Below are 21760 nucleotides of genomic sequence, written 5' to 3'. Positions count from 1 at the left end.
GCGGCGTCAGGCCCTTTTGCGTGCCAGCTCCGGAAACAGCGCGGCAAGGCCGGCTTCGCTGGCCTCGCAGACGCCGCGCTCGGTGATCAGGCCGGAGACGAGCCGGGCCGGCGTCACGTCGAAGGCGTAGTTGGCGACCGGTGTCCTCTCCGGGGCGATGCGCACCCGCTCGACCACGCCGCGATCGCTCATGCCGACGACATGCGAGACTTCCTCGCCGCCGCGCTGTTCGATCGGGATCTCGGCAACGCCGTCCCGCACCGTCCAGTCGACGGTCGAGACTGGCAGTGCGGCATAGAAGGGCACACCGTTGTCCCGGGCAGCAAGCGCCTTTAGATAGGTGCCGATCTTGTTGCAGACGTCGCCCTGAGCCGTCGTGCGGTCCGAGCCGACGATGCAGAGATCCACCATGCCGTGCTGCATCAGGTGCCCGCCGGCATTGTCGACGACGAGTGTGTGCGGCACGCCGTGATTGCCGAGCTCGAAGGCGGTCAGTCCGGCCCCCTGATTGCGCGGCCGCGTCTCGTCGACATAGACGTGGACCGCGATCCCCTTGTCGTGGGCGAGATAGATCGGCGCCGTCGCCGTGCCCCAGTCGACGGTTGCCAGCCAGCCGGCATTGCAGTGGGTAAGGACGTTGACCGGTTCGCCCGCCGGCTTTTGCCGGGCAATCGCCTCGATGAGCGCGAGCCCGTTCTCACCGATCTGCCGGTTAGTCGCAGCATCTTCGTCGCAGATTTCCGCGGCGAGGTGCCAGGCAGCCTGCGCCCTCTCCCGTGGTGGCAGCCTGCCGATCGCGAGGCGCACGCGGTCGAGCGCCCAGCGCAGGTTGATCGCCGTCGGCCGCGTGGCGTGGAGCCTCTCGTAGGCATGTCCCAGCCCGGCGTCGGAGGGATCTTGCCGCAATGCCAGCGCCATGCCGTAGGCCGCCGTCGCGCCGATCAGCGGAGCGCCGCGCACCCACATGTCTGCGATCGCCTTCGCCGCGTCGTCGAGCCCCGAAAGGGAAACGATTTCGAGGGCGTGGGGCAGTTTCGTCTGGTCAATGATCCGGACGCTCTCGCCGTCTCCGCCGGGCCAGATCGAACGGAAGTCGCGGTCGCCGATTCTCATAGAAGGTTCCTTTCGCGGCGGACCGCCCGGGCAAGGCAGCTGAGGCCGTAGATGTCGCCGAATGTCGTGCGGTTGACGAGAAGCTCCCGGCCCATGAGCAGCGCCTTCGCCTCGCAGGCGGCGCGCCTGTCCGGATCGCCGATCGATTCCATGTCCTCGACATGGGCGAGCCCGACGAGGCGGCGGACCATCTTGGCTCCGGCAAAGCCGACGGCATCCTCGAACACCCCTCCGAGGAACCGATGCAGACCGACCGTCGATCCGGTCTCGTCGCCGACATCCTCGAAGAGGGTTCTCGGATAGAGGATCCCTCTGCGCTCCTCGCGCCACAGCCTGGCAAATCTCTCGGCGAACACCGACCAGACGCTTTCCGCGGTCTCGAGCAGCCATTCGCCATAGGTATCGCGTTCGTCGGGATAGGACTCATGCCCGTCCTGCGCGAAGTAGGCCAGGAAGAGATTGGCGAAGAATGCGCCGACGTCGAAGCCCATCGGGCCGTAAAAGGCGAATTCCGGATCAATAATGCGCGTATCCGTCGCCGTGACCATGACGGATCCGGTGTGGAGATCGCCGTGGAGGAGCGCCTCGCTCTTCGTCGTGAAGCAACAGAGCATCTCCTGGACGCCGACCTTCACCGCCCTGTCGCTCTGCAGGGCGCGCGCCGGCCCGTCCATCTGCGGCCGGGTCCAACGGTTCAGCGGCGCGTCGAAATAGGGGTCGGTGAAGACCACATTTTCGGTGATCGCACACAGTTCGACATTGTCGGCGAACAGCGCCATGTCGGCCTTCTTCTTCGCCGTGTCGAGATAGAGGTCCGATCCGTGGAACAGCGTCTCGGCGAGGAAAACCCCGATGTGCTCGGCCAGATGGCCGAAGCGCTTGCCGGCGATCAGCTCTTTGCGGAGGATGATGTGCGGCGCCAGGTACTCCATGACCATGAGCGCGTTGAGCGCATCGAAATGGAAGAGCCGCGGCAGCCGATGGGCCTGGTGTGCCGCCTGGCGCGTCAGGGCGTTCCATTCGAAATAGGCGCGCTTGAGCGGAAGCGGCCAGCTGTCGCCGACCAGCCGCACATACGGGAGCGCCTGCTTGACCACCACGGCGCCGTTCGGCCCTTCGACGATGAAGACCAGGTTGAGATTGCCGTCACCGACTTCACGGGCGCGTATCTCGTCGGGTTTCGCCGTTCCAAGCCGCTCCGCGACCTCTTCTTGACCGACGACGTATTCCTTGACGCTGTCGACGTCGAAAGCCCTGTAACTGCGGTCTTGCGCCAGACGCCCTTCGCTCCTCGCGATCATTCGAACCCTCCCGCTTCCGCCCCGATGTGCAGCAGTCTATCAATACCTGCGGCAATCCGAGCGTCCATAGGCCTTACGTCCCATTTTGCGATTGTCAATTGCAGTTGACTTAAAACACGTTTGGCATACGGTCGCATCCGGGAGGACTGAAACGGAATGACCGAGGGAGAGACTGGCGCGCCGCCCGTGCTGGAAATCACCGGGCTAGAGCGGGCGTTCGGGCAGAACCGTGTCTTGAGAAACGTCGACCTCGCCGTTTCGCCGGGGGAAGTCCTCGTGCTGATGGGCGCGAACGGCGCCGGCAAGTCGACACTCGTCAAGATCATCGCGGGCGTCCTTTCGCCCGACGCCGGGCGCATGACACTCGCCGGGCGGCCGTATTTGCCGGCTCGTCCGATCGACGCCGTCGGGGCGGGGCTCTCTGTCGTCCACCAGCAGATCAACGACGCCGTGGCACCGGATCTTTCGGTCGCGCAGAATCTCCTTCTCGACCGGCTGTGCTCCGGCAGGACCGGCGCGATCTATTCGCCGCGCCGGGCGCGGCGTGAAGCGGAGACGATCCAGGCGATCCTCGGCCTGTCGCTGCCGCTCGATCGCGCCGTCAGCGAGATCCCGCTCGCCGACCGACAACTCGTCGCCATCTGCCGGGCGCTGGCCGAAGAGCCCAAGGTGCTCGTCCTCGACGAGCCGACCTCCTCGCTGTCGCAGCGCGAGGCCGAACGACTGTTCGGCATCGTCGAGATGCTGAAGGCCCGCGGCGTCGCCATCCTCTACATCACCCACCGGATGTCGGACATCCGCCGCCTCGCCGACCGGATCGTCACCTTGCGCGACGGCCGCATCACCGGCGAGTTCCGGCCACCGCTGGATTTCGAGGGCGCGGTGACGGCGATGCTCGGCGCCCCGATCCAGCGCGACGGCGAAGCGATCCGAACCGGAACGCGCCCCGTCCTGTCGCTGGAGAACGTTCGCCTGACGAGCTGGTCGCGGCCGTTTTCCTTCACCCTCGATGCCGGCGAGGTCACCGCGATCACCGGCCTCGTCGGCACCGGCAAGAGCCGGCTTGCCGAGATGATCTTCGGCCTCGGCCAGGCCGTATCGGGCCAGATGCGGCTGATGGGAAAGCCCTACACCCCACGCGACTGCGGCGCGGCGATCGAGGCAGGCGTCTTCATGGCCGGCAAGGATCGGGCGACGAGTTCGATCGTGCCGGGCTTCGACATCGCCCGGAACCTCTCTTTGCCCTTCCTCAGGCATCGCTCGCGGGCCGGCTTCGTCGACCGGTCGGGCGAGCGCCAAAAGGCGCGCCGGACCATCGCCGATCTCTCCATCGTCTGCCAAGGCGAAACCGACGACATGGCGACACTGTCGGGCGGCAACCAGCAGAAGGTCGTCGTCGGCCGCTGGCTGGCGGAAGCCTCAAAGCTCCTGATCCTCGACGAGCCGTTCCAGGGCGTCGACATCAAAGCCCGCGGCGACATCGCCCGACGGCTGCGCGAGACCGCCGGCGATCGCGCGACGCTGGTCCTCGTCTCCGAGATCGACGAGGCGCTCGAAGTCGCCGACCGGATCCTCGTGATGTCCGATCACACCATCGTCGGCGACCACCGGACGGGGCCAGGCTTCGACCTGTCGCGACTTCTCGCCGAGGTCGCCGGCGACCTCGGCGCCGCTCCCGTCCATTCGGAAAACCGTCTCGAAAGTGCCGCTGGATGACGCTCGCCGTCCGTGACCTCTCCATCCGCTACGGGTTCTTCGTCCTCCTCGTCGCCCTGGCGCTGTTCTTCTACGCGGCGCAGCCGGCATTCATGTCGGTGCGCTCCCTGGTCTTCGTCTTCCAGTCGGTGGCGATCACCGCGATCCTCGCCCTCGGCGTGACGGGGACGCTGGTCGTCGGCGGCTTCGACCTGTCGATCGGCTCGGTCGCCGCCTCGTCGATGATGGCAGCCTCCTACGCCATGGTGATCTGGGGCTGGGGGACCACCGAGACGGTCCTTCTATGCATCGCCTTCGGCCTCCTCGCGGGCCTCCTCAATGGCCTCATCATCGTCTACGGCCGGGTTCCCGATCTCCTGGCGACACTCGGCACGATGTTTCTCCTGCTCGGCCTGCAGCTGGTGCCGACCGCCGGCCGCTCGATCGCCCGCGGCATGACGCTGCCCGACAGCACGACCGCCACCGGCAGCTTCGATCCGAGCTTCCTCGCCCTCGGGCGGGCCCGGCTGTTCGACGTCCTCCCCGTCTCGGTCGTCGTCATGCTGGCGCTCGCCGTGGCGATCTTCGTCTTTCTCGAATTCACCCGCTGGGGCCGGGTCATGTACGCCATCGGCTCCAACGAGCAGGCGAGCCGCCTCGCCGGCGCGCCGGTCGCCCGCTACAAGATCGCCGCCTACATGATCTCCGGCGCCTTCGCCTCCATCGGCGGCATCCTTCTCGCCGCACGGGTCGGGCGCGGCGACGTCTCTTCCGGCAACAACCTTCTACTCGACGCAGTCGCGGCGGCGCTGATCGGCTTCGCCGTGCTCGGCGCGGCCAAACCGAACGCGTTCGGCACGCTGATCGGCGCGCTCTTCGTCGGCATGCTGCTGCAGGGGCTGACGATGATGAACGCCCCCTACTACACGCAGGACGCGGTGAAGGGCGGCGTTCTCGTCGTCGCGCTGCTTTTCACCTTTTCGCTGACACGGCGCGCCGGGCGCTGAAGCCAGACAGTCAAAGGACCCGGCGGCCACGGCCGGGCCGTATCGGGAGGAAATGAAGATGGATTTGACGAACGTCACGCGACGCCGGTTCACCCGGCTCGTCATCGGCGGCGCCACGGCGCTGCTTCTCGGCGGTCAGCCCGCCATCGCCCAGGATCGGCCGGCGCCCTTCGACAAGCCGGAGAACGTCTCGATCGCCCTGGTACGCTATCTGTCGACCGGCGACTTCTTCCAAGCCTATCTCACCGGTGCCCAGGAACAGGCCAAGGCCCTCGGCGTCGAGCTTCGCGTCCTCGATTCCCGCCAGGATGCCGCGTTGCAGGCCGACATGGTGGACCAGGCGATCGCCCTTGGCGTCGACGGGATCATCGTCCAGCACGGTCTGACGGAATCGATGACGGCTGCCGTCCAGCGCGCCGTCGATGCCGGCATCAAGGTCGTCGCCTTCGACGTCGACGTCGAGAACGACCAGGTCCCGCAGATCGAGCAGAGCGACCGCGATCTCGCCCGCCTCGCCCTCGAACAGGCGGTGAAGGACAACGGCGAGAGCTTCGAGGCGGCCTATGTCTACGTGCCGGGCATCGCCCCGCTCGACCGTCGCGACGAGACCTGGAAGAAGTTCAAGGACCAATATGCCGGCATCAAGGAGGTCGCCCAGTTCGGCACCCTCGACAACCCGATCGCCAATTCCGTCGCCAACCAGGCCTCGGCCGTGCTGCGGGCCAATCCCGGCGTCACCGTCGTCTTCGCGCCCTATGACGAGTTCGCCAAGGGCGTGAAGATCGCCGTCGACGAGGCCGGGCTTTCCTCCGACATCAAGATCTACAGCGCCGACATCTCCACCGCCGACATCCAGGCGATGCGCGAGGAGCCGAGCGCGTGGGTGGCGACGGCCGCGACCAATCCGCAACTGATCGGCGAGGTCTCGGTTCGGGCTCTGGCCATGTTGCTCGCCGGCGAAGATCCGGGCCACAACGTCGTCGTGCCGCCGACGCTGGTGACGCGCGACATGCTTTTGGAAAATGACGTCAACAACATGGAGCAGCTTTCTCAGAAACTGCCTCAGTTTGCATCAACCGACGTCGCCAAGCCTGAATGGATGCCGACGGTCGGCAAGTAGCCTGCGAGTGCCCGCGCCGCTCGCGTTGTCGAGTGGCGAGGGTCTGCCGATCGCACCGCCGGACAGAGGTCGGGCACCCGGCCTCTGGAGCGCCGAACTAGTCCGGCTGCTGGCGCCCGCGCCTGATGCGCATCTTGTAGGTCATTTCCCCGGCGATGTGCCAATTGAAGGAGGCGATCAGAATGGCGCCAGCAGTGACGTATCGGCGCAGGAGCTGCAGCGACGCGGCACCCGCTGGCAGGCCGAGCTGACGCGCGATGGCGAGCGGCATCTCGACCGCCCTGATCTCCTGCTGCACCTCCTCGATCGCTGCTCCCGACCGGCGCTCCAGAAGATCGAAGAACGGTCCCCGGTGCTCGGCAAACTGCTGCACCAGCGCCTCGAAGCGCTCGGGGACATAGCTCTGGATGTAACAGATCGGCCGTCCGCCCGGAGCGGTCCATCGTACCCCGTCGATGCGTATCCAGCGCTCGCCGGCTCGGCCGCCGACCCGTTCGGCGAGTTCTCCGTCGAGGACCACCGGCTGGTCGCCGAGCACCACCATGGTGGTATCCACCGCCACCTGAAAGAGCTCCTGCAGCGATTCGAAGGATTGATGGTAGCGCCGCTGCGGCCTCAGTGAGATCACCCGGGTCCCCATGCCCTGCCGACGCTCGACGTAACCGTCCTCCGTCAGGCAGCGCAGCGCCTCGCGGACGGTAAAGCGACTGGTGGCGAATTCCTCGCCGAGATCGCTTTCGGTCGGCATCAGCGAACCGACCGGATAGGCGCCGCTCTCGATGCGCCCGGCCAGCATGCGCTGGATGCGCAGATACCGAGGCCCGGTGTTTGCCGCGGCGGCACTGGTCTTAGAGGCCGTTCCCGTATCGCGGGTCATTCCCATCCCTCTCCTGCCCCGAGGCAGTCCGGCCTCATCGCGCCATGTCGCCATCTGCCGAAATGTGTCTGGACAAATCCGAGCCCGACATGGCAATTGATGCTTATCAATCTCCGGCTCCGGGACCAAGGCCAGGAGGCCGGCAGCCTTCGACCCTGTCCCGAACTCGGCCAAACGAGCCGCCAGCGGGGGCGAGTGTGTCGTGACATGCGGCCTTTTCTCGGCCGGAGTAACGTGCCGATGCCGGAACGAACGTGCAGTAAAGAGGACCACCGACATGGCCGATCCAGCCCTGAAAAAAGCCCTCGTCTCCGGCGAATTCATCACGGCACCCGGCGTATTCGAACTGATCTCGGCGATGATTGCCGATAGGCTCGGCTTCAAGGCCCTTTACGTCACCGGCTATGGCACCGTCGCGTCCGCTCTCGGCCTACCGGATGCCGGGCTCGCCACCTACACCGACATGCTCGGTCGTATCGCGACGATCGTCGAGCGCACGAAGACCCCAGTCATCGCCGATGCAGACACCGGCTATGGCGGTCTGCTCAACGTCCGTCACACGGTGCGGGGCTACGAGCAGGCGGGCGTTTCGGCGATCCAGCTGGAAGACCAGGAATTCCCCAAGAAGTGCGGCCATACGCCGAACCGGCGGGTGATTCCGCTGGCCGACATGCTGCAGAAGATCGAGGTCGCGGTCGACAGTCGCAAGAGCGACGACTTCCTGATCATCGCCCGCACGGATGCGCGCACCGCCCACGGCATCGACGAGGCGATCCGCCGCGGCCGGGCCTTCGCGAAGGCCGGTGCCGACGTCGTTTTCGTCGAATCCCCGGAAAGCGAGGAGGAGATGCGGCGCGTCTGCGAGGAGATCGATGCGCCGCTCTTGGCCAACATGGTCAATGGCGGCCGCACGCCACTCCTTCCGGCCGACCGGCTTCAAGAGCTCGGCTATGCGATCGGCATCCATCCCGCCGTAGGCTTCCTGTCGATGGGCGCAGCCTTGCAAAGGGCCTATGCCGACCTTCAGACCAATGGCGAGACTACCGACGCCGTCGACCTCTACGACTTCTCCAGGTTCAGCGAGCTTCTCGGCTTTGCGGACGTCTGGGAGTTCGAGAAACGTTATGCTCGGCCCGATACGACGGCCGCAGAGTGAGCCGTCGGAACACCAGGGCCTTCCCCTAAAACAGACGACGGTCTCGAACGTGGGCTGCCGCTCCGCCTCCGATCATTCCACGGCGCAGGCCATCCCGATCGAGCCTCCGTCTGCTATGATCCAGATGTGACGACATGAGGGATCTCCCGATGGGCCGCGGTCTCGACAGCTTCGATCGGTTCGACTGGCCAAGTCTTCTTGCGGGCCGGGACATCCTCCTCTGCGCGGCGCGCCACGCGGAAGCCTTGAAGATCGCCGACGGCCTCGAAGCGGCGGGCGCGCGCGTGACGATCGTCGAAGATCAGACGATGGTGCCGGATCGCCTGGCGCGGGGCAGATTTTCGAGCGTCATCGTCGCACTCGACGGCGACGCCGGACCGTCAATGCAGCTCTGCGCTGCCGTTCGAGGTGTCAGCGCAAGGCTGGTTCTGCTTGCGCCTGTCGGAAGACACGCGGCGCTTCGCACTGCCTGTGCCGAAGTCGAACTCGCGGAGCGGACGATTTCCGAGCGGGCTCTGGTTCTCTTCCTCGTAGGAACGCCCGACGAGTAGCGCAGCTGCCGTCCGCGAAGCGCGGGACGTCGGTTGACGCAAGGCCGCCGCCATCAGGGGCGGAAGACACCGTTCACTGCAGGCAGAGCGCCAGGGACTCGCCGATCTCGTCAGACGTGTAGGGCTTCTGGAGAATCGGCACGCTGGTCCAGCGCCGATCGACGCCGTCTCGCCCGTAGCCCGTCGCGAAGATGAACGGAATTCCCATTTCCGCGAGGCGTTCGGCAATGGGATAGACCATCTCGCCGCAGACGTTGACGTCAAGCACCGCACAATCGATGCCGACGCCGGAATCGAGGAGTTCGCCCGCCGCGCGAAGGCGCATCGCCGGTCCCACGACCAGGCAGCCCAGATCCAGCAACATGTCCTCGAGTTGCAGCGCCACCAAGCTCTCGTCCTCGACGACGAGGACACGCATACCCTCGATCCGCACCCCCATTTGCGCCACCTCAACCTGCAAAGCCCGCGGCCTCCGTCAATCCCACCTCGAATGTGCAAATGAGACCGGCTTCAGTAAGTTCAATAGCCAAGCTGCCCCCAAGCTCACCTTCGACGATGCTTCTCAGAATACGCAGCCCCATACCCGGGCGCAGCGAGGTGTCGAATTTCCTCGACCGAACTTCGCGCCAGGTCATCGCCAGCCTGTCCGGCGCCGCGCGATCGAAGACCCAGCCGATCTCGACACGACCGTCGGCGTCACACAATGCCCCGTACCGACGGGCATTGGCGAACAGCTCATGGCTGACGATGGCCAAGGCGACGCCGGTCTTCGGCGAAAGCAGCAACTCCTCGCCGCGGCACTCGATCCTGGCGGGGTCGATCCCCTGCACGTTGTCGCAGAACAGGGCCGTCAGTGGAACGGCTTCCCAGCGCCGGTCGGCGAGAACGTTGTGGACCCGGCTGAGAGCCATGATCCGCGCCTCGAAAGCATAGCGCGCGTTGTCGAGATCGCCTGGATCGCGAAAGCTCTGCCGGGCCATCGACTGAATCGTGGCCAGGGTATTCTTCACACGGTGATTGAGCTCGTCCATCAGCATGCGCTGATGATGCACCGCCCGCATCGCCTCCGTCCGGTCGACGCCCTGGACGAAGACCCCATAGATCATCCCGTCCGCGTCGCGGACGGGATTGCAGAAAAAGTCGACGTAGGACGTCTCCTCCAGATTGTCGGAGACGCGACGAATGCGGATCGCCAGTCCCTCGCGGGTCACGCTCGCGCCCGCCTCGATCGCCTCCGTCAGCATGGCCACGAACTCCTGGCCGGCGAGTTCCGGAACGGCTTCGAGCAACGGCCTTGCGACGATCGGGCGCTGGCCGACGAAGCGGGAGAACGTATCGCTGACGAAGGTCGCCAGCATCTCCCGCCCTTCGAACACCGCGATCATGCCAGGCGCCTGGCTGAACAGACGGTGAAACTCCTCGTTCTCCGCGAGGGTCTGCTGATAGGCCTCCTCGACGGCCTCGGCGTTTCGCCAGAGCGCCAATTCCGCCGTCGCGGGATGACCAGCGACGTGGCCAGACGGTCGCATCTTGGCGATCTCGGTCACGTCATTGGTATTCTGAATCACGTGGACGACGCGGCCGTTGGAATCGAGAAGCGGCGTGTGCGTCGCGCTCCAATAGCGCAATTCCCGTCCGCCGCCTTGGGCGGCCGGCCGATCGAGTTCGTAGGGAATGAGCGCGATCGTGTCCGGCTCGCCTGTCTCGAACGCCGTCACGATCGAGGCGTTCAGCCGGTCCTGCGCTTCGCTGCGCTCCGGGAACATGTCGAACAGCTTGTTACCGATCAGCTCTTCCCGAGACCGCATCGTCACTTTTTCGTAGGCGCGATTGACCGCCACGAAGCGAAGCTCGCGGTCGAGTATCATGTGCGGCGACGTGCTGAGATCGAACACGCGAAAGAAGTCCACTGCCGAACCATGGTCGATGGCGGCGTTCGATCGGCCGCCCACCCTTGCATCCGGCGTTCTTGCATCAGTCATTCGATGAACTCTTTCCGCACGGTCGCAGCCCAATCTTCGGTGCTGCGCCGCCGCGGCGTATGAGAGACATGCTTCTGTACGCCCATCAGGAGCATCGGGCGAAAGCGCTCCTGCAAGCAACTGCATCGGCGAAGACAACGACGGGCCATCGAAACGGAGCGTTCTCGTTGATCTGCATGTGTTTTGTGGCCACTCGAAGGAAGGGTTGCGCGCCTCCCACTCGGGGAGCACGCGGCGCGACCATGACCGGCTTGAAAACAACTGACATCGTCGGCATCGGCCGCCCGCCCTCGGCACATGAAAATCTCCGCTCCCTTCCATCCCAAAGGCGTCTGGCGTCGCGTCGCCTTTGCGTCCGGTCGAAGCTTCGCACGACACGAAACCTACCCGGCATTCGGAGTGATCGGACAATATGGAAGGCATAGTCAATCCGACTATCCCATTGCAAACGTTCGCGAGAATTTCGACGAAGATGGTTCACGAGACCGCAGTGCGCAAGCGCCCTCGCAGGACGGCGAATCCCGTTTGAAAAGAATGCGCTAGGGTGATGCGTAGGGTTCCGTCAGTCGGTCTCGCCCGGTGAGGTCGTCGAAGGTTTCGACTGTCGGCCGTAACTCGCAAAGCCCTTTAGCACCTCGCCGATCTCGGCATCCGACAGGATCACCGGGCCACCCTCGATTTGCAGGCTGTGATGATATTGCTTTGCCAGGGTCTCGAGTTCCACGGCCCGCCACATCGCCTGATCGAGATCGCCGCCGAGTGCTACCATGCCGTGGTTGGCCATCAGGCAGGCGCTTCGGTCCGAAAGCGCCTCGAGCACCCGCGCCGAGAGCTCCGCCGTGCCGTATCGGGCATAGCCGCAGCACTTCACGTCGTTACCGCCGAAGGCCGCGACCATGTAGTGGCATGCCGGGATCGAGCGGCGGGTGATCGCGATCGTCGTCGCAAACGTCGAGTGGGCATGGACGATCGCGCCTGCGTCCGGCCGTGCCCGCAGGATGTCGCGGTGGAATCGCCACTCGGTCGACGGCTTCAACGGGCCGGACCAATCGCCGTCTTCGCCGTCGAGCGGCATCCGGACGATCATCTCCGGCGTCATCTGGTCATAAGGCGTGGCGCTCGGCGTCAGAAGCATCGCGTCGCCGACACGCGCCGAAATGTTGCCCGAGGTGCCCTGGTTGAGGCCAGAGCGGTTCATCTCCAGGCAAAGATCGATGATCTCCTGGCGCAGTGCGCTCTCGCCTCGCATGTCTTCGCTCCCCCTTGCCTCGCACGCATCTTATTAGCCGGCGGCGGCGCGTTGGCAAACCGCAGTTTTCATCAGAGCGAACCGTCCGAAAACGAGCAGCCACTCCGCGCGGCGCGCCCCGCGAGGTGGCTGGAAGACCCCGATTGCAGCGAGTGAACAGATGTCATAAAACTGTCATGCTTGGCCACAGCGACGCCGTTTTGCCTCTCCGGCAGCGGCGTCATCAAACTGTTGCACGGCCTCGCCAATAAGCGGACACCGCAAGCGCAATAGAGGAAACCCCAATGTCCATCCGCAGCCTGATTCTGTCCGGCGTTCTCGCCGCGACCACGGCCCTGCCCGCCTTCGCGCAGACCGAGATCCAGTGGTGGCACGCCATGACCGGTGCCAACAATGAGGTTGTCGACACCCTCGCCAAGGAATTCAACGACAGCCAGGCCGACTACAAGATCGTCCCGGTGTTCAAGGGAACCTATCCCGAGACCCTGAATGCCGGCATCGCCGCCTTCCGTGCCAAGCAGACCCCCGGCATCATCCAGGTCTTCGACGTCGGCACCGGCGTAATGATGGGCGCCGAGGGCGCAGTGAAGCCGGTCGCTGAAGTGCTCGAGGCCGCCGGCGAGACGTTCGACAAGTCGAAATATCTGCCGGGCATCGTCGCCTACTATTCCAAGCCCGACGGCACCATGCTGTCCTTCCCCTACAACTCCTCCTCGCCGATCCTCTATTACAACAAGGACATCTTCGAGAAGGCCGGGCTCGACACCGCCAATCCGCCGAAGACCTGGCAGGAAGTGTTCGAGACCGCCCGCAAGATCAAGCAGTCCGGCGCAGCCGACTGCGGCTACACCTCGACCTGGCTGACCTGGATCCATCTCGAGAACTTCGCCGCCTGGAACAACGTGCCGTACGGCACCGAGGAGAACGGCCTCGCCGGCACCGACGTGAAGCTCGAATTGAACGCGCCGATCTATGTCGAGCACTTCAAGGAGCTCGCCTCGCTCGCCAAGGACGGCGTGTTCCGCTATGGCGGCCGCACCTCCGAGGCCAAGCAGCTGTTCCTCTCCGGCGAATGCGCGATCCTGACGGAATCCTCCGGCGGTCTCGGCGACGTGGTCAAGTCCGGCATCAACTACGGCATCGGCCAGCTACCTTATGACGAGACCGCCGAGGGCGCGCCGCAGAACACCATTCCCGGCGGCGCCAGCCTGTGGGTCTTCGGCGGCAAATCCGACGAAGAGTACAAGGGCATCGGCGAGTTCTTCAAGTTCCTCTCGCAGACCGACGTGCAGCAGCGGCTGCACGAGAAGTCCGGCTACCTTCCCGTCACCGAGGCGGCCTACGAGGCGACCAAGAAGTCGGGCTTCTACGAGAAGAACCCCGGCCGCGAGACGCCGATCACCCAGATGATGGGCAAGGAGCCGACGGAGAACTCGAAGGGCGTGCGTCTGCCCAACCTGCCGCAGATCCGCGACATCGAGAACGAGCAGTTCGAGGCGCTTCTCGCCGGCAAGCAGGACGCCCAGACGACGATGGACAACATCGTCCGGCTCGGCAACGAGGCGATCGCCGAAGCGCAGTAAGCCGCCTCGGACGACGATGCGGCGTCGCCTTTTGGCGGCGCCTGCCTCATTCACCCGCCGGTTCGATCCTTCTCGCACCCTTGCGCGAGAAGGCTCCGGCGGCCCCGCCCCTTCAGCCTGCCCTCCACCCCGCAAGGCCGCGCGTTGCAAAAAGCCGTCTTTCCGAACAAGCTCCTCCCCTATCTGCTGCTCGCGCCGCAGGTGGCGATCACGCTGGTGTTCTTCTACTGGCCGGCGAGCCAGGCGCTCTACCAGTCGATGCTGAAGGAGGACCCCTTTGGCCTGAAGAGCAAGTTCGTCGGCCTTCAGAACTTTGCCCAGGTGCTGGGAAATCCCGACTACCTGAACTCCGTCAGGGTGACGGTGGTCTTCTCCGTCTCGACGGCAGTGCTGGCGATGGCACTCGCCCTCTTCCTCGCGACCGCCGCCGAAAAGGTGGTCCGAGGCAAGGGCTTCTACCGCACCATGCTGATCTGGCCCTATGCCGTGGCGCCCGCGGTGGCGGGGCTTCTATGGCTGTTCATGTTCAACCCGTCGATGGGCACCTTCGCCTATCTCCTGCGCGATGCCGGCTATCGCTGGAACCCGCTGCTCGACGGCGATCAGGCCATGCTGCTGGTGGTGGTCGCCGCGGCCTGGAAGCAGATCAGCTACAATTTCCTGTTCTTCGTCGCCGCGCTGCAGTCGGTTCCCCGCTCGCTGATCGAGGCCGCCGCGATCGACGGCGCGTCCTCGACCAAGCGCTTCTGGACGATCGTCTTTCCGCTGATCGCCCCGACCACCTTCTTCCTCCTGGTCGTCAACACCGTCTATGCCTTCTTCGACACCTTCGGCATCATCGACGCTGTCACCGGCGGCGGCCCGGCACAGGCGACGCAGACGCTGGTCTACAAGGTCTACAACGACGGCTTCGTCAATCTCGACCTCGGCGGCTCGGCGGCCCAGTCGGTGATCCTGATGGCGATCGTCATCGCGCTCACGGCGATCCAGTTCCGCTATGTCGAAAAGCGGGTGCACTATGCTTGAGAGAGCGTCCCGATGATCGAAAGACGCGGCCTCGGCCGCCCGATGGCCCACCTCGTCCTGATCGTCGGCCTCTTCATCGTCGCCTTCCCGATCTATTACACCTTCGTCGCCTCGACCCAGTCCCTGACGACGATCCTGCGTCCGCCGCTGCCGCTGACGCCGGGCGACCAGATCGGGGCGAATTACGGCGAGGCGCTGTTCGGCGGCATCGGGCGGATCGGCGGCGTCGCCGTGACGACGCTTCTGTTCAACACCCTCGTCATGGCGCTCGGCATCGCGCTCGGGAAGATCTTCATCTCGATCCTCTCCGCCTTCGCCGTCGTCTTCTTCCGCTTCCCGCTGCGGATGGTGTTCTTCTGGCTGATCTTCGTGACGCTGATGCTGCCCGTCGAGGTGCGCATCCTGCCGACCTACAAGGTGATGGTCGATCTCGGCATGATCGACACCTATGCAGGGCTGATCCTGCCCCTGATCGCCTCGGCGACGGCGACGCTCCTCTTCCGCCAGTTCTTCATGACCATCCCCGCCGAACTCGTCGAGGCCGCCCGCATCGACGGCGCGGGGCCCCTGCGGTTCTTGAAGGACATTCTCCTCCCGCTCTCCAAGACGAACATCGCGGCGCTGTTTGTCATCCTCTTCATCTACGGATGGACGCAATATCTCTGGCCGCTGCTGGTGACCAACGACAACCAGATGAACACGATCGTCATCGCCTTGAGGAAGATGGTTTCCTTCGCCGATGCCGACACGCCGTGGCACATGGTGATGGTCACCTCGATCCTCGCCATCCTGCCGCCGGTGCTGGTGGTGGTGCTGATGCAGCGCTGGTTCGTACGCGGCCTGGTCGAATCGGAAAAGTGACGTGGCGAAGATCGAACTGAAAGACGTCCGCAAGGTCTATGCTGGGAATGTCGAGGCGGTGAAAGGCGTCTCGCTGTCCGTCGAGGACGGCGCCTTCGTGGTGCTGGTCGGGCCGTCGGGCTGCGGAAAGTCCACCCTCTTGCGGATGGTCGCCGGGCTGGAATCGATCTCGTCGGGCACCGTCCAGATCGGCGACAGGGTGGTCAACGACCTGGAGCCGGCCGAGCGGGACATCGCGATGGTGTTCCAGAACTACGCGCTCTACCCGCACATGACGGTGCGCAAGAACCTCGAATACGGCCTGAAGAACCGCAAGATGGCTCCTGCCGAAATCGCCCGCCGGGTCGACGAGGCGGCGAAGATGCTGGAGATCGGCGCGCTTCTCGACCGTCGGCCCGGCCAGCTTTCCGGCGGCCAGCGCCAGCGCGTCGCCATGGGCCGGGCGCTGGTGCGCGAGCCCGCCGCCTTCCTGTTCGACGAGCCGCTGTCGAACCTCGACGCGAAGCTTCGTGTCCAGATGCGCGCCGAGATCCGCCGGCTGCAGCGCCGGCTGCGGACGACCAGCCTCTACGTGACCCACGACCAGTTGGAGGCGATGACGCTCGCCGACACGCTGGTTGTGCTGAACGCCGGCAGGATCGAACAGGCCGGCTCACCGATGGAGGTTTATGAGCGGCCGGCGAGCCTCTTCGTCGCCACCTTCATCGGATCGCCCGCGATGAACCTCCTGCCGCTCGGCGAACAGGGCATCCCTGGTCTGACGGCGCCGGAGGGTCTGTTCTCCAGGACGCGCCCGGCCGAGACGCTCGGCATACGTCCGGAGCACATGCGCGTCGTTGACGGCGAAGCACCGCGGCCGGAGGAAATGCGGTTCGACCTCACCGTCTCGGGTGTCGAAGTCGTCGGCGCCGAGAGCTTCGTCTACGGCACGCTTCCGAAGGGCGGGTCGGAAATCGCCGTGAGGGTGCCGGGCTACAGCCACGCCGAGCCCGGGACACCGCTCACGGCCGCCGCCGACACGTCGTACCTCCACCGCTTCGACCGCGAGACCGGCCGGCGGATCTGATCCGGCGGCGTCGGAACGTTGCAACAGATTGCCCGACTCGCTAAGCAGCCTGCGAGCGGCCGGGGGCGCGCGTTTCAGGCCCGCGCTGGCATTCTCAGCGGGCCGGGAAGCCGCCCGTCACGGCCGGATCTGCACGTCACAGGAGCTTTCCACCATGCGCATCGACGCCATCAAGCGCGGCATCAATCCGCCCGAGGACATCAACGTCATCATCGAAGTCCCGGTCGGCGGCCACCCGATCAAGTACGAGATGGACAAGGAAGCCGGCTGCCTCGTCGTCGACCGCTTTCTCTATACGCCGATGACCTATCCGGGAAACTACGGCTTCGTGCCGCACACCCTGTCCGACGACGGCGATCCGATCGACGTCCTGGTCTGCAACACCCGGCCGCTGTTTCCCGGCTGCGTCATCAATTGCCGGCCGATCGGTGTCCTCATCATGGAGGACAACAAGGGCCAGGACGAGAAGATCATCGCCGTTCCCTCGCCCGAGCTCACCCAGCGCTACGCCAAGGTGTTCGAGCCGACCGACATGCCGGAGATCACGCTGAAGCAGATCGAGCACTTCTTCGAGCACTACAAGGATCTTGAGCCCGGCAAGTGGGTGAAGATCGGCGACTGGGGCGGCTCGGACATGGCGCGCCAGCTGATCGTCGAAGCCGTCGCCCGCGCCGACGCGGAAAAGTCGAAGACCTGAGACCGGCGCAACGGACCGGCGCGCCCGCCGCGGGCGGAAGAACGTTTCGGTCGCCCCAGATGCAACCGTCGTTGGGCCGGGCATGGAGGGTGATTCTCCCTCCATGCCCGGCTTTGTTTTGCATGGAGCAGTCAGACCGTCGGCCGCGGCGGGCGATTCGTGCCCGGCGACCGCCTGATTCTCTGCTTGGATCGAAAAATCTGCCCCATTCCCGCTCACCACGCTGGCCAGCGTTTGTGCACCCACCAGTCTTGACGTCTGCACGCTGCTCGGATTTTATGCCTTTTATATCAATGCACTAGACGGAATTCAGCAAAGCCCGAGGGGCGCCGTCCACAGGCTGCTCGAAAATCTGTCGCCGAATTGCCCCGCCCCCCTTTTCATTCATCCATCTGTCGCATACATAGCGCTCACCGACGGCGCCGAGGGGCGACGTTGCTGACGCGGGGTGGAGCAGCCCGGTAGCTCGTCAGGCTCATAACCTGAAGGTCAGAGGTTCAAATCCTCTCCCCGCAACCAAAATTTGGTAGTTATGCCAGTGAGATAGCCCGCCTTGAGCGGGCTTTTTCATGCGCTATCGGCTATTGCACATGGTCACCGGCTATTCCCCAGCATTACCAGTGGGTTCCGTCCGCGTTGCGCCGGAGTGACAACCGCTTCCGGCTACTCCGCGTCACATGCTCGGCACATGCACCTGGCCTTTTGTTCGAGCTCTGTTCCAATCAAGCCAGGGAAGGATCATCGAGAGACCGCGTGTTCCTCGACTGCAATCGCCGATAATCGGGGCTCTCTTGCGTGAGTGAGCCGACACTGCGGGGAATCAGCATGGAAGACGCTTCGGGTCCCGCCCAAAGCGGCCCGGACCAAGGACGTCGAGTCGCGGCCAAGCTGCTAAGCATCAGGTTGCCGAGCAAGCCACAAGTCTCGACGCGTAGGTCTCGTGGATCGCCGTCGGTCCCGAAGCCGCACATCGAGGTTAGCACAGATCGCGTTCCGCTCGAGGAGGGCGTTGATCAAAAGAAATATGACTCTGACGGAACCCGCGTCTAATGGCGGGTGCAAAGGAAAGAGGCCGGCGGTCGACCTGTCCCTGGAATTCTCGACCGGCTGCCACCGGCAGCCCGTTACAGGGGCGATCGGCGTCCAAACGGGGCTCTGACTCATTGATGTTCGAGCGTGCCCTGAGGCGTATTTTCTCAGGAATCAGCCTAATGCATCACATTCTCAAGGCGACGTCGCTTGTCCCGGAGGGGCTGACCGTCGAGGCGGTCGGCGAAGATGACGATGCGGTGGTCATCACCCAAGGTCGTGGCGTGCGGCGAGACCGGCGTCAGGAATGAGGGCTCGAACGCCTATCAATGGGTGTTTCGCCCGGCCGACGCCGTTGTTCATCGTGCCGCCCTGACCAGAGGTGCCGTCGTCGTCCGGGAGACGATGGAAGGGCACCGGCCAGAAGTCTGGTGTTCGGATCGCTATTCGGCACAGCAGGGCCATGGCGAGGAGCATCAGACCTGCCTCGCCCATCTTGCCCGGGACGTCGCCTTAGGCCTACGAGGCGAGCGAGGACATCCCGCCATCGCGGCTGCGGCTTTTGCTGAGACGAGCCTTCGCCGAGGCCAGCGGCATCGATACCTTGGCGGCCTCGACGATCGCCGCCAAGCGCCGCGCCCTGGAGCGAAGTCTCGCCGATATCTTGTCGACGCCGACCGCCTGCGATCGGGCCCATAAGGTTCGGCAGAAATTTTCGCGTGTCCGCGACCAGTTGCTGACCTTCGCGGCCTATCCGGTCTCGTCGAGCCGACGAACAACGCCTGCGAACGCGCCCTTCGCCCGGCCGTCATCCAACGCAAGGTCACCAACGGCTACCGCGCCATGTGGGCCGCCGAGGGCGAGGCCGACGTCCGCACCGTCGTCGACACGGCGAGACTGCATCCTCGAACCGACACCTTCCAGACCATCCTCAAAACCGTTAGCGCCTGACCCCTACGCCGAAAAATGGGGGTGGGCAATTACAGCGGACAGCACCTTACGACGACGTTGCGCCGGTGCGGCCGGATCGAGCGGAAATAGATCGTTCAATATTTACAAATTTACTCAAGTCGACAGATCTGCATTCGCTTGCGCATGTTCGGTTAAATATAATGAAAAAAATGCCGTTGCAGGGGACTAGACTTTGGAAGAAGCTCGCCCCACCTTGTCGGCATCGGTCGCAATTCCGTGGCCGACGATAGGTTTCGTCGCAGGCGTCCGCTCTGAGCGGTCGCCGGCGGGATTGCAGTCCCACCAGCGACCTGACCACACTGACCTGTTAGAGAGGATCAGCATGGCTACGTGCCTTTTGGCGCGCACGGACGACCCGTGCAAGCGCAATTTCCCCAACAATTCCGATATCAACGGCCCGCACTCGAGTGCCAAGACCGCGGTTCCCGCGATGATTTCCGGGACCCTGGTCGATCCGTTCTTGCCCACCGGTGGCGACGCGTCGGCCTCCAACACGTGCCACCCGGTTTCCGGCGATCTCGCAAGCGCTCTCCAGAGCGGCTCGCAGCTCCAGCCCGGTTGGCCGTCGCTCGGCGTGCGTGTTGTGGCAGGCCGGCCCTACATCACGGGCTTCGGCCCGATCCGCCGCATCGACGAATTCGACGACGTTCCAGACGAGATCAAGCAGCGGATGATGCACCGGACCCCGGCTGCGGGCGGCGTGAACCACACCTCCGACGCCGACGACAATGCCTCGCTTCTAGGGGGCAGGCGGACCGAGACCGAACTCTCCGCAAAGGGGAAGTCCTTCCCCATTGATCCGTGCTCCCTCGAAGGCCGAGCGCCGGTGGCAGAGCCGCGCCCGGCCGAACCCGTGCAGTCCGCTGCTTCCAGCGTGCCGGCGGCCGCTTACGGTCCGGTCTTTTCGCCTGAAGAAATGCGCGACAGCCGGCGAATTCTGCGCCGCCTCGATCGGTCGCAGACCCGTGACGCCGCGGGGCATCGCATGCTCGATCTCGGCCAGACGCCGTGCCCCATGTGCGACGAGTACGTGGCCGCGGTCTGCGCCAAGCTTGCCGCGATCGGTCTGGTCGGTATTACCGAGAAGCCGTCCGGGCTGATCGTCATTCGGCTCCGCAGATAAGAGCGCTGCGTCAGGGATCGACCCACCACGCGATTTCGATCCCCAAGCTGCCTCACGGCCGGGCACGAAAGCGATCCCATTTTCGCTGACGCTGATCCGCGTTCTGCATGGACGCCTTTTCGGCGACCCGCGAGGTCGCCGCTTCCACCTTTGTGACAGACGCGGCTCCCGTACGGTCTCGATCGATCGTGCGAACGGACCCGGTCTCTTTCCCGCTAAAGCCCGGCGCCGCCGGCAGGAGTTTCACATGGTTCGTACGCCCAAGTCCCCGTCTCGCTCCCATCGTCATTTCGCCAGCCGTATCCGTCCCGAGGAGCAGGGCGGCGATCGTCCGGCGGAGTTTGGTCCGTTGGACGGCTCCGGTTCCCGCCGTGTCGATCGTCGTGATCGCTTCGACGCGGAGGCGTTCGGGCCGAGCGCTGCGCCCGGCACTCCCGGGATTGATGCGGTCACGGCTTTCGTCGATACGACGGCCGCCGAACTCGTCGACGCCACGATTGCGGCGGGTGAGAGCCTCGATCCGGACCCCATGCTCCGCGAGCTGTCGTCGCTTGCGAGCATGCTGCGCTCTGTCGTCGGTCGTGTCGGCACGGTGATTCCGGACGTGATCGCCGGGGCGTTGCGTCAGGATCCGGCGTTGACTGTGCTGCGCGAGTACCCCTTGCCGATGACGCGGAGCGCGACTGAGCTGGTCAGAGCAAACCGGAAGGACATCGTCGCCACGCTGCCGCACGATCAGCATGTTATCGCGACCTGGATGGCAGATCTCATCGTTATTGACGAGACCACCCGCCATGCGTCGATCCATGAAGTGAAGCGGGGGGGATCCGTTTTCTCGGGGGCACGCTGTGGGGACACGATCGATCGCCTGCGCATCGTCGCGCTCACTGCGCGGCGGGCACTCGATGCAGACGGCTATGACGTCGCGAGCGTCTCCGTGAGCGTGATCGACCGCTACGGTCGCGCGGGGCACGAGAAGAAGATGTCCGTCGGACCCGACGAACTCGACGACGTGTTCGGCATTCCTTGCCGGGCTTTTCTCGATCGTCTCGACGCAGCTGTTCGTGCGGCTTTGCTCGTGCGGATCGCTCCGGCAATCCGTGATCTCGCTGCGAAGCTCGCCGAGCTTGGCCTGATCAGCGACGTCAAAGACGATGGTGGAGCGGATGGCCAGGGCGGTCTCGCCGCCGAAGACGATCCGGAGATTATCGGACGTGGCCCCAAGGCTGCGGGACCTTCGGAGACCCCCATTGATTTGTCCCGGTTCATTGGCATCGCTGAGCGCCGGCGACAGACCGAGCCGCGCCGCATGAACTAGCAGCGCGCTCGAAGCGCCGGTACCCACCGGCGGC

At 64.8% G+C, this 21760-nt stretch carries 19 protein-coding genes, 1 tRNA gene and 1 pseudogene; 15 read left to right on the top strand and 6 right to left on the bottom strand.

Annotated elements, in window-relative coordinates:
* Positions 1-6 precede the first annotated feature (6 nt).
* On the bottom strand, positions 7-1113 hold the full coding sequence (mtnA, locus tag GTK09_RS24045; RefSeq protein ID WP_163465950.1) for an S-methyl-5-thioribose-1-phosphate isomerase: 1107 nt from the start codon (positions 1111-1113) through the stop codon (positions 7-9).
* A complete protein-coding gene (gene mtnK / locus GTK09_RS24040; protein WP_163465949.1) occupies positions 1110-2414 on the bottom strand; it encodes an S-methyl-5-thioribose kinase in 1305 nt (434 codons plus the stop codon). The genes mtnA and mtnK overlap by 4 nt, the downstream gene beginning before the upstream one ends.
* A gap of 156 nt (positions 2415-2570) precedes the next feature.
* Between mtnK and GTK09_RS24035 the strand changes: the two genes are divergently transcribed.
* The 3 genes from GTK09_RS24035 to GTK09_RS24025 are packed head-to-tail and all read left to right on the top strand — an operon-like array spanning position 2571 to position 6236.
* Positions 2571-4130, top strand: coding sequence for a sugar ABC transporter ATP-binding protein (locus GTK09_RS24035; RefSeq protein ID WP_163465948.1), 1560 nt, complete (start codon positions 2571-2573; stop codon positions 4128-4130).
* On the top strand, positions 4127-5116 hold the full coding sequence (locus tag GTK09_RS24030; protein ID WP_163465947.1) for an ABC transporter permease: 990 nt from the start codon (positions 4127-4129) through the stop codon (positions 5114-5116). Before GTK09_RS24035 ends, GTK09_RS24030 begins: the two co-directional genes overlap by 4 nt.
* A gap of 58 nt (positions 5117-5174) precedes the next feature.
* A complete protein-coding gene (locus GTK09_RS24025; protein WP_163465946.1) occupies positions 5175-6236 on the top strand; it encodes a substrate-binding domain-containing protein in 1062 nt (353 codons plus the stop codon).
* A gap of 97 nt (positions 6237-6333) precedes the next feature.
* Here the strand turns inward: GTK09_RS24025 and GTK09_RS24020 are convergent, their stop codons facing one another.
* Entirely contained in the window at positions 6334-7113 is a 780-nt protein-coding gene (locus GTK09_RS24020) for a GntR family transcriptional regulator (RefSeq protein ID WP_163465945.1), read from the bottom strand.
* Positions 7114-7390: 277 nt separating this feature from the next.
* On the opposite strand from GTK09_RS24020, the gene GTK09_RS24015 reads away from it, so the two are divergent.
* Together GTK09_RS24015 and GTK09_RS24010 are read left to right on the top strand one after the other, a co-directional pair.
* The gene (locus GTK09_RS24015) at positions 7391-8269 is read left to right on the top strand and encodes an isocitrate lyase/PEP mutase family protein (protein ID WP_163465944.1); all 879 of its coding nucleotides are present in this window, start codon (positions 7391-7393) and stop codon (positions 8267-8269) included.
* Positions 8270-8418: 149 nt separating this feature from the next.
* Complete coding sequence (locus tag GTK09_RS24010) at positions 8419-8820, top strand: hypothetical protein (protein WP_163465943.1); 402 nt, start codon at positions 8419-8421, stop codon at positions 8818-8820.
* A 73-nt stretch (positions 8821-8893) separates the two neighbouring features.
* Here the strand turns inward: GTK09_RS24010 and GTK09_RS24005 are convergent, their stop codons facing one another.
* The 3 genes from GTK09_RS24005 to GTK09_RS23995 all read right to left on the bottom strand — a co-directional run bounded on the left by GTK09_RS24005 (position 8894) and on the right by GTK09_RS23995 (position 12051).
* A complete protein-coding gene (locus GTK09_RS24005; protein ID WP_246218103.1) occupies positions 8894-9238 on the bottom strand; it encodes a response regulator in 345 nt (114 codons plus the stop codon).
* A 31-nt stretch (positions 9239-9269) separates the two neighbouring features.
* Positions 9270-10802, bottom strand: coding sequence for a sensor histidine kinase (locus GTK09_RS24000; RefSeq protein ID WP_163465942.1), 1533 nt, complete (start codon positions 10800-10802; stop codon positions 9270-9272).
* Between the two features lie 562 nt (positions 10803-11364).
* A complete protein-coding gene (locus GTK09_RS23995; protein ID WP_163465941.1) occupies positions 11365-12051 on the bottom strand; it encodes a class II aldolase/adducin family protein in 687 nt (228 codons plus the stop codon).
* Positions 12052-12335: 284 nt separating this feature from the next.
* Between GTK09_RS23995 and ugpB the strand changes: the two genes are divergently transcribed.
* From ugpB to GTK09_RS23945, 10 genes and pseudogenes are all read left to right on the top strand, one after another.
* Positions 12336-13634, top strand: a complete 1299-nt coding sequence (gene ugpB, locus GTK09_RS23990; RefSeq protein ID WP_163465940.1) for a sn-glycerol-3-phosphate ABC transporter substrate-binding protein UgpB — start codon at positions 12336-12338, stop codon at positions 13632-13634.
* Between the two features lie 144 nt (positions 13635-13778).
* A complete protein-coding gene (ugpA, locus tag GTK09_RS23985; protein WP_163465939.1) occupies positions 13779-14660 on the top strand; it encodes a sn-glycerol-3-phosphate ABC transporter permease UgpA in 882 nt (293 codons plus the stop codon).
* A gap of 12 nt (positions 14661-14672) precedes the next feature.
* Positions 14673-15521, top strand: coding sequence for a sn-glycerol-3-phosphate ABC transporter permease UgpE (gene ugpE, locus GTK09_RS23980; protein ID WP_163465938.1), 849 nt, complete (start codon positions 14673-14675; stop codon positions 15519-15521).
* 1 nt (position 15522) lies between these two features.
* Complete coding sequence (gene ugpC / locus GTK09_RS23975; protein WP_163465937.1) at positions 15523-16587, top strand: sn-glycerol-3-phosphate ABC transporter ATP-binding protein UgpC; 1065 nt, start codon at positions 15523-15525, stop codon at positions 16585-16587.
* A 154-nt stretch (positions 16588-16741) separates the two neighbouring features.
* Positions 16742-17284, top strand: coding sequence for an inorganic diphosphatase (gene ppa, locus GTK09_RS23970; protein ID WP_163465936.1), 543 nt, complete (start codon positions 16742-16744; stop codon positions 17282-17284).
* Positions 17285-17726: 442 nt separating this feature from the next.
* A tRNA-Met gene (locus GTK09_RS23965) sits at positions 17727-17803 on the top strand.
* 692 nt (positions 17804-18495) lie between these two features.
* Positions 18496-18624, top strand: coding sequence for a hypothetical protein (locus GTK09_RS27885; protein ID WP_281353513.1), 129 nt, complete (start codon positions 18496-18498; stop codon positions 18622-18624).
* A pseudogene (locus GTK09_RS27635) lies at positions 18590-19264 on the top strand (IS66 family transposase); the annotation flags it as partial. The gene GTK09_RS27885 and the pseudogene GTK09_RS27635, both read left to right, overlap by 35 nt.
* Before the next feature lie 343 nt (positions 19265-19607).
* Positions 19608-20408, top strand: coding sequence for a hypothetical protein (locus GTK09_RS23950; RefSeq protein ID WP_163465934.1), 801 nt, complete (start codon positions 19608-19610; stop codon positions 20406-20408).
* A gap of 247 nt (positions 20409-20655) precedes the next feature.
* Positions 20656-21726, top strand: a complete 1071-nt coding sequence (locus GTK09_RS23945) for a hypothetical protein (RefSeq protein WP_163465933.1) — start codon at positions 20656-20658, stop codon at positions 21724-21726.
* Positions 21727-21760 lie beyond the last annotated feature (34 nt).

The organism is Jiella pacifica (assembly GCF_010500815.1).
Taxonomy (GTDB): Bacteria; Pseudomonadota; Alphaproteobacteria; order Rhizobiales; family Rhizobiaceae; genus Jiella; species Jiella pacifica.
This window is presented reverse-complemented; position numbering and strand designations above follow the sequence as displayed.